The 14,016-nt window shown below is 50.1% G+C and carries 12 protein-coding genes; 5 read left to right on the top strand and 7 right to left on the bottom strand.

Annotated elements, in window-relative coordinates:
• Nucleotides 1-34 precede the first annotated feature (34 nt).
• The 7 genes from ACZ50P_RS06620 to ACZ50P_RS06590 all read right to left on the bottom strand — a co-directional run bounded on the left by ACZ50P_RS06620 (nucleotide 35) and on the right by ACZ50P_RS06590 (nucleotide 9,725).
• Nucleotides 35-535 (bottom strand): OmpH/Skp family outer membrane protein, encoded by a 501-nt coding sequence (locus ACZ50P_RS06620; protein WP_464134463.1) that lies wholly within the window; start codon nucleotides 533-535, stop codon nucleotides 35-37.
• A 231-nt stretch (nucleotides 536-766) separates the two neighbouring features.
• On the bottom strand, nucleotides 767-3,151 hold the full coding sequence (bamA, locus tag ACZ50P_RS06615) for an outer membrane protein assembly factor BamA (RefSeq protein ID WP_464117344.1): 2,385 nt from the start codon (nucleotides 3,149-3,151) through the stop codon (nucleotides 767-769).
• Between the two features lie 390 nt (nucleotides 3,152-3,541).
• A complete protein-coding gene (locus ACZ50P_RS06610; protein WP_464117345.1) occupies nucleotides 3,542-4,225 on the bottom strand; it encodes an ABC transporter ATP-binding protein in 684 nt (227 codons plus the stop codon).
• On the bottom strand, nucleotides 4,218-5,447 hold the full coding sequence (locus ACZ50P_RS06605; RefSeq protein ID WP_464134460.1) for an FtsX-like permease family protein: 1,230 nt from the start codon (nucleotides 5,445-5,447) through the stop codon (nucleotides 4,218-4,220). The genes ACZ50P_RS06610 and ACZ50P_RS06605 overlap by 8 nt, the downstream gene beginning before the upstream one ends.
• A protein-coding gene (prfB, locus tag ACZ50P_RS06600; RefSeq protein ID WP_464117347.1) for a peptide chain release factor 2 occupies nucleotides 5,444-6,575 on the bottom strand; the annotation gives its coding sequence in 2 pieces (ribosomal slippage) (nucleotides 5,444-6,493 and nucleotides 6,495-6,575; 1,131 coding nt in all). The genes ACZ50P_RS06605 and prfB overlap by 4 nt, the downstream gene beginning before the upstream one ends.
• A gap of 280 nt (nucleotides 6,576-6,855) precedes the next feature.
• Nucleotides 6,856-7,308 (bottom strand): rRNA maturation RNase YbeY, encoded by a 453-nt coding sequence (gene ybeY / locus ACZ50P_RS06595; RefSeq protein ID WP_464117348.1) that lies wholly within the window; start codon nucleotides 7,306-7,308, stop codon nucleotides 6,856-6,858.
• 2 nt (nucleotides 7,309-7,310) lie between these two features.
• Nucleotides 7,311-9,725 carry an HD family phosphohydrolase gene (locus tag ACZ50P_RS06590; RefSeq protein ID WP_464134457.1) on the bottom strand — a complete coding sequence of 805 codons (2,415 nt, stop codon included), beginning with the start codon at nucleotides 9,723-9,725 and terminating at the stop codon, nucleotides 7,311-7,313.
• A gap of 101 nt (nucleotides 9,726-9,826) precedes the next feature.
• On the opposite strand from ACZ50P_RS06590, the gene mazG reads away from it, so the two are divergent.
• The 5 genes from mazG to ACZ50P_RS06565 all read left to right on the top strand — a co-directional run bounded on the left by mazG (nucleotide 9,827) and on the right by ACZ50P_RS06565 (nucleotide 13,985).
• Nucleotides 9,827-10,645 (top strand): nucleoside triphosphate pyrophosphohydrolase, encoded by an 819-nt coding sequence (gene mazG / locus ACZ50P_RS06585; RefSeq protein ID WP_464134455.1) that lies wholly within the window; start codon nucleotides 9,827-9,829, stop codon nucleotides 10,643-10,645.
• 108 nt (nucleotides 10,646-10,753) lie between these two features.
• The gene (locus ACZ50P_RS06580) at nucleotides 10,754-11,293 is read left to right on the top strand and encodes a transposase (protein ID WP_464134452.1); all 540 of its coding nucleotides are present in this window, start codon (nucleotides 10,754-10,756) and stop codon (nucleotides 11,291-11,293) included.
• A 333-nt stretch (nucleotides 11,294-11,626) separates the two neighbouring features.
• Nucleotides 11,627-12,673: a hypothetical protein gene (locus ACZ50P_RS06575; protein ID WP_464134449.1), complete on the top strand. Its 1,047-nt coding sequence runs from the start codon at nucleotides 11,627-11,629 to the stop codon at nucleotides 12,671-12,673.
• Nucleotides 12,674-12,685: 12 nt separating this feature from the next.
• Nucleotides 12,686-13,303 carry a PilZ domain-containing protein gene (locus tag ACZ50P_RS06570; RefSeq protein WP_464134447.1) on the top strand — a complete coding sequence of 206 codons (618 nt, stop codon included), beginning with the start codon at nucleotides 12,686-12,688 and terminating at the stop codon, nucleotides 13,301-13,303.
• Nucleotides 13,278-13,985, top strand: a complete 708-nt coding sequence (locus ACZ50P_RS06565) for a MotA/TolQ/ExbB proton channel family protein (protein WP_464117354.1) — start codon at nucleotides 13,278-13,280, stop codon at nucleotides 13,983-13,985. The genes ACZ50P_RS06570 and ACZ50P_RS06565 overlap by 26 nt, the downstream gene beginning before the upstream one ends.
• The last annotated feature ends 31 nt before the right edge of the window (nucleotides 13,986-14,016 follow it).

The following is a 14,016-nucleotide window of genomic DNA, read 5'->3' as shown; positions in this document are numbered from 1 at the left end:
GGGCCTTTTCAGGCCCTTTTCGTTTTATTATCAACTACTTTTCTTTTTCAAAGGCCTTGATCACTTCTTCTGTCAAATCTGCGTCAGAAGTTGCGTAAAGAACCATTTGCGAGTTTTCGATCACCATAGTGTAGCCTTTATCTTTGGCCAACTTAGCGATCACTTTTTTCATTTTTTCCAGAATCGGAGCCGTCAACTCACGCTCTTTTTTCTGAATTTCGATCTGGCTTTTTCCAACCACATCACGGTACTTCAGCATTTCTTCCTGGAACTCAGCTTGTTTTTTGCCAAGTGCTTCTTCAGAAAGAACAGACTTTTTCTTTTCAAGGTCTTCACCCATCTTTTTCAAGTCAGCTTCTTTTTTCTCAAGTTCTTTTTTCTTTTTATTGAAATCAGACTCAAGCTCCGTTTTCGCTTTCTTACCTGCAGAAGTGGATTGAATCGCTTTTTGCATATCAACGAAACCAATTTTTGCTTCTGCCTGCGCCAAAGATGCCGTCAATAGCATGCTTAGCACGATCAACATTCTTTTCATTCCCAAATCCTCCTTAAAGGTTTTTAAATTTTTTAAGTCCAGCTTACGCGCCTACAGGCGCTTCAGCATCCTGCGCATGAGCGCGAGTCCAGCTTACGCGCCTACAGGCGCTTCAGCATCCTGCGCATGAGCGCGAGTCCAGCTTACACGCCTAACGGCGCTTCAGCATCCGGCTGCCAGCGCTGGTTCAGCTACGCGGGCTAGGCCCGCTGCGCTCTCCGCCTGTCGGCCCTAGAACGACGGGCCGATGGAGAATTCGAAGACGGTGGCGTCGTGGTAGATGGAGTTACGATTCAGCGGGAAGCCCCATTCGAAGCGCAAGACCCCGATTGGAGAGTACCAACGGATACCGAAGCCCACGTCCGCGAAGAATTTATCCTCGGTTAGAAGATCATCTGCCGCACCGACGTCGAAGAATCCAGCTCCCATGATGCCAGCTTCCTTCACCAAAGGGAACTGTAATTCCGTCTGGTACATCGCCTGCTGAACACCACCATAGAAACGCATAGACTGCTCTTTGGCCTTCTCTGGTCCCAAAGAAGGTTCAAGCTCGTCATAGATCATCTTGGACTGTTTCATTTTTCCCACACGGTAGGATCGGTAACCACGCAGTGAGTACGGTCCCCCTAGCAAATACAGCTCACTGAATGGCACTTCCTGGCCTTCCAAAGAGTCAATGCGGGCGTATTGGATGTTATTTCGCCACACTACGTCCCAGAACAGATTCTTGTAGTAGCGGAAGTTCGCCGTTCCGCGAGTATATTTCAGATCTCCACCCAGACCGGCGTATTCATAAGAACCACTCGTATAAATACCCTTACTTGGCATCTGACGATCGTTGCGTGTGTCATATTCGATACTAGCCGTCAAAGAACTCGTGACGCCAGAGGCCGTTTTCAACGGGAACAAATCCGGATCCGTGATCAACTTGCCGTTTTCGTATTTTTCCTCAAGCTCCGTGTCATCGTACTTGTACTTCAGGAAACCGCGAGTGTACTCAGCGATAGGGTGACCCAAGCGGATCGCGCCCCCGCGGTGATTCTCGTCATAGTCCACACGGCCGGAGTTGGCACTTTGATAGATGTCCGCTCCCAATGACCACAAAGTGTCGCGGAAGTAAGGCTCTGTGAAAGACAAGCTATAGTAACTGCCTGTGTTGCTCAGATTCAGGGACGCACCCAAGTTCTGACCCTTACCCAGGAAGTTGGCCTGATTCACGGACCCCTGCAATGTGAAGCCCTGAGACGTCCCGTACCCGGCCCCCACCTGGATCTGTCCGGTGTTACGCTCTTTCACCGCGATGTCCACATTCATCACTTCGGTGCGCTCTGGATCAATCGACGTCTTAAAGTTCACTTCCTCGAAGAAGCCCAGGCGCTGGATGTTTTCCAAAGACTGACGACGACGGGTTTCATTGTAAAGCTCACCCTCGTGCACCTTCAGCTCACGACGAATGACTTTGTCGCGGGTTTTGGTGTTGCCGATCATATTGATCTTACCGAAGTAAACCTTGTTCCCTTTGTCGAACTCAAACACCAGATCCACACGGCGCTCTTTATCGTTAAAGCGTGTGCGCGGGATCACGTTGGCATAAGCGTATCCAAGATCCCCGTACTTTGCCGTCAACTCGCTGATGTCCTTCTGCAGAACATCGTAGGCAAACACACCGTTGTCGTCGATATTGATCACTTCACGCAGTTCAGACTTCGGGAACAGCAGGTCCCCGGCGAAATCCACGTCACCGACATTGTACTGTTCACCTTCCTCGATACGGATGGTGATATAGATGTTTTTCTTATCCGGAGTCACCGTCACCTGAGGACGATCCACCTTGGCCTGAACATAACCCTGATTCCAGTAAAGGAAACGCAGGATCTGCACGTCACGCTCAAACATTTCTTGTTTGTATTGGCCAGAACCACTCAAGCCCGAGAAGAAGCCACCTTCAGAGGTCAGCATTTTGGATTTCAAGGCGCTGTCACCCAGGTGTTTATTCCCCAGGAAAGTGATCTTTTTAACTTTCACCTTATCGTTTTCACGAACTTTGAAAACCAAACGAACTGTTTCATCCTTGGTCACTTCCTGAACTTCGTAATCCACCTTCGCCAGGAAGAAACCTTTGTCCTCGTACAGCTTTTGGATTTTTTCGACGGCTTCTTTCACCTTGGCCATATTCAAAAGCTGATAAGCCTTGATCCCGGATGCATCCGCCATGTCTTCTGATTTAACTTCACTGTTGCCTTCGTAAGTGATCTCCACGATGGAAGGCTTTTCCAGAACTTTATACGTCAACGCGACGTCTTTGCCAGTGACTTGACGACTGACTTCGATGTCGTTGAAGAAACCAAGATTGAACAATGAAAGCACGTCCGCACGAATATGGTCGGCTGAATACTGCTCGCCCACTTTGGTGGTGATCTTTGCAAGAATAGCGTCTTTTTCAATCTTGCGGTTGCCAGAAACTTCAATGGTTTTGACAATCAACCCCGAAGAAGCTTCGGCTGCTGCTTGCACAGGAGCTTTCGCCTTCGTGGTCTTTTTGGCAGGAGCCGCCACAACCGCAGAAGTTAAGAATGTGATTAACAGTGCACAAAGAAGCTTACTCAAAGTTCCCATTCCCCATCATCGGGCCCGGCCCGGATTTTTAAAAATCTATAAGATTTCTAAGTACTTACAATTTCGATGAAGAATCGTAACTTAAGACCAAGGTCCTGTCAAAGCTGCCAGACCGCCACCCGCACTTTTTTAGCCGCAAAGCACAACCCACAAAGCAGCTCCCCCCCTGCAGTCCTTAAAAAAAGACTCGAGCAAAAACCCTGAGTGGCGAGAAGGCTCCAGATGAAAGGCGGAGAAGCTCCCCGCAGCGGAGGCGTGCTCAATGCACGTCGGAGCGAGGAGAGCGCACGACAAGAATAGCAGGAGGCTATTCTTGCGCGTCAGCCCAAAGGGCAAGGGCAGGAGCCCGCAGCACAACGCAGTCAGCTGGGGCCTTATCGACCCTCAGGCTTAGGATTGCCATTGGCCGTCTTTCATTCGATAGACTTTGGGGAATCGTGTCGCAAATGTCAGGTCATGCGTCACAATGACCAGTGCGAGCTTCATTTCTTCCTTTAAGCGGAAGAACAACTCCTGGATCTTCGCGCTGGTATGCGAATCCAAGTTCCCTGTCGGCTCATCCGCAAACAGGATCTTCGGATGCCGCACCAAGGCACGAGCAATGGCCACACGTTGAAGTTCGCCCCCCGAAAGTTGATTCGGGTGGTGATCGCGGCGATCGGCCAATCCCATAAACTCTAGAAGCTGCAAAGCTTTTTCACGCGCAACTTTGATGGACTCACCGCCGACACGGCAAGGAATCATCACATTCTCCAATGCCGTAAATTCCGTCAGAAGATGATGGGACTGAAAAACAAAACCCATCTCGGCATTGCGGAAGCGGGACAGCTCCTCATCATTCATCGCCAGCAAGTCACGACCTTCACAGTACAGCTCGCCCTTATTTGGACGATCCAGGGTTCCCATGATTTGCAACAAGGTGCTTTTCCCGGCGCCCGAAGCGCCCAGAATTGCAAAGGCCTCCCCTTGGCGAATATCCAAACTTACACCGCGCAGAATTTCTAATTCTCCCACACCTTGAGCGTAGGATTTATGAATATCAATGGCGCGCAGAAGAATATTTTCATCACTCACTTCGAAGGCCCTCCACCGGATCCAACTTTGCCCCACGACGAGCTGGCGCAATGGTTGCGATCAAACATACCAGCAGTGTCGCAACGCAAATGGCGATGCTGTCGATAAAACGAATTTGCAGCTTAATGTTTTCCAGACGATACACTTCACCAGAAATCAGATTCAGACTGCTTTGCAGCCATTCAAACAAGTAAGCAATCCCCACCCCAACCAAGAAGCCCAAAATCAGACCCACAGTGCCCATGAATAGACCTTGGAAGATGAATATTTTCTGGATGTCTTTTTGCGACAGCCCCACGGTCTTCAGAATCGCAATATCCTTATAACGACGAAGCACATTCATGGAAAGAGTTGCTGACACATTGAACGCCGCCACAATAGTGATCACCAGAACAACAAAGAAGATACCCGGACGCTCGACATTGATGGCTTCAAAAAGGTTTTCATTGGAATCACGCCAGTCCCGTACCCAGTAAGGAGACCCGAGCGTCGCACTTAAATTAAACGCCGCATCTCGAGCATGATCCACATCTTCCATACGCAGAATCAATCCAGAATACCGATCCCCGATGTCAGCCAAGGCTTGCGTCGCATTCAAATCTGCCAGAATAAACCGCTCATTCCAGTCATGTTTTCCCAGATCCAGAATACCTTGAATTTTAAAGGTCCCTACCCGGCGCTGAAACTTGGACGGATCCACCGAGTCCGCGACGGGGACGACCACCCGGAAGGTATCGCCGACATTTAAATCCATTTTTTGCGCCAGATTTTTACCTAAAAGAGCCAAAGGGATTTCACTGGGCTCGGAAAGATTGTCTGATCCCGACATGATCCGGCGTTTGAAATTCAAGACCTGCCCCACACGATCGGTATCCACACCCTGAATCAGGACACCGGAAATCTGTCCTTTGTGTGCAAGCACGGCTTCGATAAAGACAAAGCGAGAGGAGCTGACCAGCGTGGGTTCGGCCTTGCGGATGCGCTCTTCCAGCTCTTTCCAGTCATCCGGAAAACGCGAACGCTTCACCACCTGGATATGACCTGACACCTCGGCCATCGCCGTTTTCAGCGTGTTTTCAAACCCGCTCATCACCGCCATTGAGGCCACCAGAGCGGCCACCCCGAGCACCAACCCCAAAAGGGCTAACGGAGCCGATCCACCAAACAAAGTCTGGCGGGAAAAAAGCAATCGTGCAGCAATCCAGGGAAGTGAGGACTTCACGAAGGCTGGCCTTCTGCCTGCAGCGTGGACTTCAGATAGGCCATGATAAAGCCATCCAGATCACCATCCATGACATCATCCACCTGATTGGTTTCAAAGTCCGTGCGATGGTCCTTCACCATTTGATAAGGATGCATCACATAAGATCGAATCTGCGAACCCCATTCGTTGGCTTTCTTCTGAGAGTTCATTGCATCCTTTTCGGCGTTGCGCTTTTCAATCTCCATCTCGTACAAGCGGGCTTTCAACATCTTCAAAGCCTTTTCACGGTTCTGAATCTGTGAGCGCTCTACCTGACAGGTGACAATCACACCCGAAGGAATGTGAGTCATGCGCACGGCCGAATCCGTTCTATTGACGTGCTGTCCACCGGCTCCGCTGGCGCGGAAGGTATCGACTTTCAAATCTTCGGGGCGAACCTCGATATTGATATCGTCGTCCACCTCCGCCCAAGCAAAGACAGAGGCAAAAGACGTATGGCGGCGAGCATTTGAATCAAACGGAGAAATACGCACCAGACGATGCACCCCGGATTCCGCCTTCAGGTAGCCATAGGCATAAGGGCCTTCAATCAAAAGTGTGCAGGACTTGATCCCGGCACCCTCGCCCTCGGTCATCTCAATCACCTGAACTTTGAATCCATGTTTGTCGGCGTAACGCGTGTACATACGCAGCAGCATAGAGGCCCAGTCACAGGACTCTGTCCCGCCGGCACCGGAGTTGATCGACAAATAGGCACTGTTGCTGTCCAACTCGCCATTCAAAACTCGCTTCAACTCCAGATCCTGCCCCAGCTTTTCAAGAGCTATCACTTCTGTTTTGGCCTCAGTGAAACTGCCTTCATCCTGAGCCTCTTCTGCCATTTCCAGCAGAACTTTGGCATCACTCAATCGACCTGCGAATGCGTCGAATTCCCCCACCGCTCTTTCAAGTAGGGTCTTTTCTTTGTTGAGTTTTTGCATTTCCGCAGGTTTTTCCCACAGCGCGGGATTCTCGGCCTGAATGGAGATTTCCTCCAGGCGCTTTTTCTTGCGATCTAAGTCAAAGATACCCCCGAAGCTCCTTGGAGAAGGCTTCGAGAGAGACGATTTTGCTTTTAATTTCAGAGGCTTCAGTAACGATAGACATAGGCCCAGTGTAATCACCAAGCCCAGTCTGTCAAGAAAAACGCCTTCGAGAGAAGGGAGGGGATATCTCTCGAAGGCGGAAGTCAGGGACGACACAGACCCCTATTACAAACTCGATGCCACCCCCACAGCCCTCGACCATTTGCAATATACCCCCACACACCCCGGCACCCTCGCCCCAATTGCCCAAAGCTTCGACAAAACAGTTGCCGCAGAAGGACTCTTTTCGCCCTTCCGAGTGTTTTTTGGGTTTTATAGCAATTTTAAAAGGAGAAGAGCCCCTAAAGGGCTGAGATTTTTTTCAAAAGGACCTCGAACGCCGCATCCTGGATGCTGAACATTTCACGAGCGTCTTTTTCATTGGTTTCATGATCGTAGCCCAACAAGTGAAGAACTCCGTGTAACAGCATGTACCCCAGCTCCTGTTGATAGGTCAGCCCATGTTCAACGGCCTGGCGTTTTAAGACTTCAGGACACAGAACAAGCTCCCCTAAGGAGGATGGGTCCATCGAATCAAAACTCAGAACGTCCGTAGCGTAGTCCTTGCCCCGGAACTCTTTATTGATCTTTTGCGCCGGTTTTTTATCCAAGAACACCATAGTCAGCTCGCGACGTGCCTGATCAGCCCGCAAAACCTTTCGCTTCTTCAGCTCTGCTGTCAGAAGCTCCATCCAATTCAGAATGAACTTGCGCGGAGCTGCGTGTTTAGACTCGTTAACAATCAGAACTTCCATGATCAACCTTGAGAGGGAGTGGTTTGAGCAACGTCACCCAGGCCACCGCCCGCACTGCGTGGATAGTCGATGCGCTGGTGATAGATCCCTAGCAGAATGCGAATAAATGCGGCCTCCACTTTGGAAATATCCTTCAGTGTCAGATTACATTCATCCAACTGTCCGTCAGAGAATTTTCTTTGCGTGATGTTTTTAACGATATTCTGCAAGCGAGTCGGAGTGGGCTCATCCAACGAACGCGCGGCTGCTTCAATGCTGTCAGCCAGCATACAAAGAGCCGCTTCCCGGAACTGCGGCTTCGGACCCGGATAACGGAAGTCCTGATCGCTGATTTCCGGATCGTCCTCTTTCTTCAGATCCAGGGCCTTGTTGTAGAAATAAGATATCAACGTCGTTCCGTGGTGCTGCAAAACCCCATCAATGATGGGTTTACCAAGTTTATAAGCCATCCCCATTTCCACGCCGTCTTTGACGTGAGCAATGAGCAGCGTCTTGCTCATAAATGGCGAAATATGATCATGTGGATTGTGGCCGGGCTTCTGGTTTTCGATGAAGTAGTTGGCATGCTCCATCTTCCCGATATCGTGATAGTAACACATCACCTTACCCAACAGCGGATTTGCTCCGATCTCTTCAGCCGCCGCCTCCACCATGGATCCCACCATCATCGAGTGATGATAAGTTCCCGGAGCCTTGACGATCATTTCTTTCAGCAGCGGATGATTCAGGTTGCTGAGCTCCAAAAGCTTCACATCGGTGGTGTAGTTGAAAACGGATTCCAGCAACGGAACAAACATCATCGCCACCAGGGCCGAGAAGATGCCACCTATAAAGCCCGCTGGGATGGATAAAAGAATCTCTTTCACCCCACCCTCTTGATCGAACTTGGTCATGGTCAGGATGAAGGCGATCATGGCAGCGTTGACCAGCCCCGTGCGCACACCGGCAAAGTAAACGTCGTTTCGGGTCTTGCAGTTATACACTCCCCGAGCCGCGGCAATACCACCCACCAGACTGACGAACATGAAGTTGAAGTTATAGTCGACCATGATCCCCAGGCAGACTGAAAGGAAGGCTGTGAAGAGCCACACGATCTCGCCATAAGTGATCAACAGACCCACCAGCATAGGACCGGCCGCCACTGGAGCTGCAAACAAGAAGATCGACGGCGGCAGAAAGTGTCCCAGCTTCGAGGCAAATGCAGCATCGGTGATGAACAAATAGATCTTGGTGAAGAAGATGACGCCAAAGGCAATCAACATCATCACAGAAACGTCTTTGAATTCGATTTTAACTTTATTGATGGTGAAGCGCTTCAGGTAAGAGAAGAATACCAAGATCGCCACTGAAAGCATCAGCGCCATCGCCAGGGACATGATGTCCTTGCGCTTATCCGCGCGGATGTTTTCGATCTGCTTGATCACCGCCATCTGGAATGGCTGCACAACAGAGCCTTGAGCAATGATATTTTGATTCTTTTTGATAGTGATCGTCACCGGAATCACCGCATCGCGGGCGGCCTGACGACGACTGGCCGTTTCCTGCTTATTCAGGGTCATGTTTGGCACGACCAGGGATCTTGCGAAATACAGAATATTGGCCTGATCACTTTCTGAGAAACGATTCAGATCTTTTTTCAGATCCAATTCAAAGTTTTCCGGCGACTGAAGATCCAGGATTTCCTCGCGCGGAATAGAGAACTCTTTACCCAGGTTGTTTTTATGAACAACCCGACCGAGGACTGCGGACTGGCTGGCTGGGATAAATCGATCCGGGGCTTCTGCCACCTTACGGTCATACCAGTTTTCCAGGTTTCGGATCACGATGGCTTCGATGCGCGGACTGAACTTTAGATCAATCAGCCACTCAAACATGAAGTCAGAAACCCCCACACCCAGTTCTTTTTCGAACTGCTTTTTATGCTGGAAGAAGTCCTTCACTGCCGCCCGGTACTGCGCTGGTGCTGTCGGCCACTTGTTTTCGCGATAATAGGCCCGCATCGTGCGGAAAGAGTGAATCAGATTAACAGAAACCCGCTCAAACACGCTGGTGTCGTAGTCATACACGATGGGAACGGAGTACTCGGCCTTAAGGCGTTTTTCCTCGGTGGTGACCTCATCGGTCATTTCAAAGCCCATCGGCGAGACCACGTCAAATTTAGCCACATCACCGACAGTAAAATTGTAAGGAATATCGAACTGATAGAAGATGGTGTAAGACAACAGAACACAGTACAAAAAGATCAAAGCAGCCCGACGAATGAAGAATCTTTCTTCCATCAGCTGCACGATGCGGCCGAAGAAAGTTTTCTCCAATCCGATGGAATCAACCCAGTCTAAAAACTTAAGACTGTGATCCTCGTAGTTCACACGCGTGGCTGGGCTTTCGCCCTTTTTCTGATTCTTACCTCGTTGCATATCTGGTTTTTCTACGTTACTCCAAAATGCGAAAATTGTCGAAATCACTATGCATTTGTGCTAGCAATAAAGAGATTCCATCAGAAAGTCGAGGGGTCCCCATGCCACAAGCACCATCCAACTTACGTCATATTGAGTCCTTAGTCGAGATCGTTGCTCATCTGCGCGGACCGGAAGGATGCCCTTGGGATAAGGAACAAACCCACGAAACATTGACTCAATACGCAATCGAGGAAACCCACGAACTCGTCGAAGCCCTCGAGGACCCTCGCCCCGGCCCAGACAAGGACCAAAAAATCAAAGAAGAACTCGGAGATGTCCTCTTCCAAGTGGTTCTCCACACTCAACTTGCCGCCGAACGTGGAGCTTTTACTCTGGAAGATGTGATCGCGGAGATTTCGAAGAAGCTTGTCCGCCGACACCCGCACGTTTTTTCTGACACCAAGGTCGCCGGCACCCAGGACGTCATCCGCAACTGGGAAGAGATCAAGAAACAAGAGAAGGCCTCGTCTGCTGCACCTGCGCCCTACTCCCTGAACGTACCACCCTTGCCCGCCCTGCAAAGAGCCTACAAAATCGGCAAACGCACCGAGAAACTGGAGTTTGACTGGAGCTCGGTGGAAGAGGTCATGACCAAGGTGGACGAAGAATACAACGAACTGCACGAAGCCCTGGATGAGGGTTCGGACGCCGAGATCGAACATGAATTGGGCGATGCCCTGTTTTCCCTGGCACAACTAGGACGTCATCTGGAGTTGGATCCAGAACAAGTCCTGCGCAAAGCTAACCTGCGCTTCGAGGAACGCTTCACAAAAATGGTCGAACTCGCCCACTCCGACAACAAAGACTTCAGCACCCTCGCCCTCGAGGAAAAAGAAGCCTACTGGCAAAAAGCCAAATCTCTATTGAAAAAGAAGTAATCCTTCCGGACTTCGGAAACGGAAGCGAACTGCGTCCCCCATCCTTTCCCCGGGGACCCTCGCCCTCTATTTGCTGATGACTTGCTCCAAAACAAAAAAGGAGCATCCATGGCAAAAAGAAAGTCCTATCGACAAAACTATCATGACTTCGATGGCACTTCGCACGGCGGGGAACTGTCCCGCGGAAAAAGAAAGTCACAGAGACCACTCTGCACGAATTCTCCCATTCACCTGGTTTTAAAGAGCAACAAAGCATTCGGGCGAAGGTCCCTGCTACATCCACAGAATCGAAGAATGCTGCTGAAGTACACGCGCCGATTTGTTTTCAGGTTTCATGTACGACTTTATAGCTTTGCCAACGTCGGCAATCATATTCATATCGTCATCCGGGTGCCGGATCGCCAAGCCTACGTCAGCTTCATCAGCGCATTGACCGGGACTATTTCAAAGATGATCTTTAAAGCAGCGGGCATGTGGGATCTGCTGCCTTTTACTCGTGTCGCCACTTGGGGGCGAGGGTTCCAGATAGTGAAGAAGTATGTTGAGAGGAATGCTGAGCAAGGGTTGATGGTCGTCGAATCGATTATGAAGCGCGATGTGCGATGGCGCTGTGCCGGACTTGAGGGCGTGCTGTGGACATGGTCGTAGCCTCTGGGGCGAGGGTTCCCCAAAAGAGGTGGGGTTAGAGATGGATAGAAGTTTGGCAGTTTGTGGGATCTTCTAATTTCGACGCGTAGTTAGGACCTACAGCGGGCCCCAAAGCCTCACAAAGTGTTGAGAGGTTCGACACAAGAATTTTTTTTTGAAAGTGATTGATTATATAACTTCCTTTGTTTTCAAACACTTAGCATGTCTCACACTGAGACCACTTAAAAATAAAAAAACAAAATCACACAGTTATCGCAAATTTCAGTTTTGTGTCCTTTTAAACGAAACTGAATCCATCAAGTAGCGTGGTGGGGCTCAGGAGGGCATAACCGTATGAGAAAAACAGTGGCAAGCAAAGCAGCAATGATGGCTTCAGCTGTGGCACTAATTGCAGGATGCAGTAAGGGCACAGGTTCCTACTCCCTGCTGGATGATGGCGCTGACTACAAACAGCAGGCCGTCTTCATCCCCAAGCAGATCGACATCCTTTGGGTTATCGACAACTCCGGCTCCATGGCAACTTCCCAAGACAACCTGACTCAAAACTTCGCCTCTTTCATCAGTCGCTTCCAGACCTACAACTATGACTTCCACATGGCCGTCACAACAACCGAGGCCTGGAGAAAACAATTCGATTCCACTTCAACTCTTGCACGCATCAAGGACGGTGCGGGCACCAATCACTCTGGCGTGTTCGTAATGGACAAGAACACTCCAAACCTTTCTGATGTCTTCGCCATCAATGCCAAGCAGGGCATCAATGGCAACGGAGACGAACGCGCCCTTTCCAGCATCAAGGAAACGCTGCTGGATGCGCACAACCACACCCTGGGCTTCCGCCGTCCCGAGGCCTTCCTGGCCGTAATCGTGGTAACAGATGAAGAAGATTTCTCTTCCTCTTCTGCACAGTTTAGCGAAAGCTATTCCAATCCAAATCTTCACACGGTGCAAAGCTATGTGGACTTCATGGACCAGTATGTGGGTAGCCGCAACTACTCCGTGAACACAATCGCCATTCTCGATGATGCCTGCAAAACATCCCTGAACAACACCTTCACAGAGCGCAAGATCGCCAACCGCCTTATCGAGATGGCCAACCTGACCGGTGGCGTAAAGGCTTCCCTGTGTTCAAACTTCGGCCAATCACTGGAACTCATCTCTGACTCCATCATCCAGCTTTCCAGCGTCTTTAAACTGAATCGTGAGCCGCAAGAAGACACGATCACAATCACAGTCAACGGAGTTTCTGTGCCTAATGATCCAGTCAACGGATGGACTTACGATGCATCCAATCTGACCATCACCTTCCATGGAAGTTCGGTGCCGGCAGCGGATGCTAACATCACAATCGACTTCTATCCTAAGTCGATCAAACTGTAAAAGGATGTTGTAATGGGTGGGGTACAAACAGCAACTAATCAGCAGCAGTGGTATATACTGCGTGGGGAAATGAAATACGGTCCCTACGAGTACAGATCACTGATCACGATGATCCAGAATGGCGAGCTCTATGACTACAACTATGTCTGGGCATCGCATCTGGAAAACTGGACCCTGCTGGGCGATCTTCAGGAGTTTTCCAAAGACCGCCTGTGCAGACTGATCGAAACCAAAGACCATTTGGCGGGTTCCTTCAAAGACCGCAAATGCCCGCGCGTGGATCTGATCATCCCGGTCTACGCCCACAATGATCACAACTTCTTTGACGGCCACACTTTAAGTGTGAGTGAAAACGGGGCCCTGGTTCTGCTGAACGATCCCCTGCTTCTGCCCGGCCAAAAGATCTTACTCAACTTTAGAACATCTGAGGAAAACCCTCAGACCTTCAACGCGCTTTGTGAAGTTATTCGCAAGAACTACTCAAAGCAAAGACTCAACGTAAAATCCGGTTTGCATTACGCTGTTCGTTTCCTCTCAGTGCAAGAAATCGGTATGGCTCAACTAACTAAATGGACACGCGGTGGCGTTTCCAAGGAGGAAACAAATGGCATTCTTAAACTTCATGAATGATTCCGGCTTCGTCGGTTGGTGCATCCTGCTCGTGGGGATCGGTTCATTGGTCCTTGTCGCCGAGCGAGCTAAAGCTCTTTACAAAGACTACGGCATGAACGTCGATGAGTTCATGGGCAAAGTACAGAATCTGGTTTTGGCTAAAAAACTGGATGAGGCACTTCTGCTGTGCGCTCAACTTGAAAAGAAGCCACTTGCATCCGCTTTCAAAACCATTTTGGAAAAAGCCGATCGCGATGACGACACCATCTTCCAGGCACATGATATCGCCTTGAGTGAAAATGTGCCTTTGTACACCAAACGCCTGCACTACCTTTCCATGTTGGCCAACGTGGCAACATTGATGGGTCTTCTGGGAACGATCCACGGTCTGATCTTGTCGTTCCAAGCGGTGGCAACAGCCGATCCCGCACAGAAACAGGCTTTGCTGGCCCACGGTATCTCCGTATCCATGTATACAACAGCATTGGGTCTGGCCGTGGCGATCCCCGCGATGGTGTTCTTCTCGTTCCTAACCGCTCGTCAGAATCAGCTGATTGAAGAAATCTCCGAAAAGACATCCAAACTGACAGAACTTCTGACCAGCGCCCATATCCCGAACCTGACTCGCCAGAATGTGTTCCCTGATCACATTACGGCTCCGACAGTGACTCCTCCGTCTCCAGGTCAAAAGGTCTCTTAACAGAGACCTTTCCCGAAGTGGTGGACCTTAT

It is taken from the genome of Bdellovibrio sp. CKG001, assembly GCF_055397465.1.
The sequence above is the reverse complement of the archived record's forward strand: the minus strand, read 5'-3'. Positions and strand labels throughout refer to the sequence as shown.

Bases quoted from the DNA above. Each gene is read 5' to 3' on its own strand.
- ACZ50P_RS06620 (WP_464134463.1), bottom strand. From the start codon at position 535: ATGAAAAGAATGTTGATCGTGCTAAGCATGCTATTGACGGCATCTTTG.
- bamA (WP_464117344.1), bottom strand. From the start codon at position 3,151: ATGGGAACTTTGAGTAAGCTTCTTTGTGCACTGTTAATCACATTCTTA.
- ybeY (WP_464117348.1), bottom strand. From the start codon at position 7,308: ATGGAAGTTCTGATTGTTAACGAGTCTAAACACGCAGCTCCGCGCAAG.
- ACZ50P_RS06590 (WP_464134457.1), bottom strand. From the start codon at position 9,725: ATGCAACGAGGTAAGAATCAGAAAAAGGGCGAAAGCCCAGCCACGCGT.
- mazG (WP_464134455.1), top strand. From the start codon at position 9,827: ATGCCACAAGCACCATCCAACTTACGTCATATTGAGTCCTTAGTCGAG.
- ACZ50P_RS06580 (WP_464134452.1), top strand. From the start codon at position 10,754: ATGGCAAAAAGAAAGTCCTATCGACAAAACTATCATGACTTCGATGGC.
- ACZ50P_RS06575 (WP_464134449.1), top strand. From the start codon at position 11,627: ATGAGAAAAACAGTGGCAAGCAAAGCAGCAATGATGGCTTCAGCTGTG.
- ACZ50P_RS06570 (WP_464134447.1), top strand. From the start codon at position 12,686: ATGGGTGGGGTACAAACAGCAACTAATCAGCAGCAGTGGTATATACTG.
- ACZ50P_RS06565 (WP_464117354.1), top strand. From the start codon at position 13,278: ATGGCATTCTTAAACTTCATGAATGATTCCGGCTTCGTCGGTTGGTGC.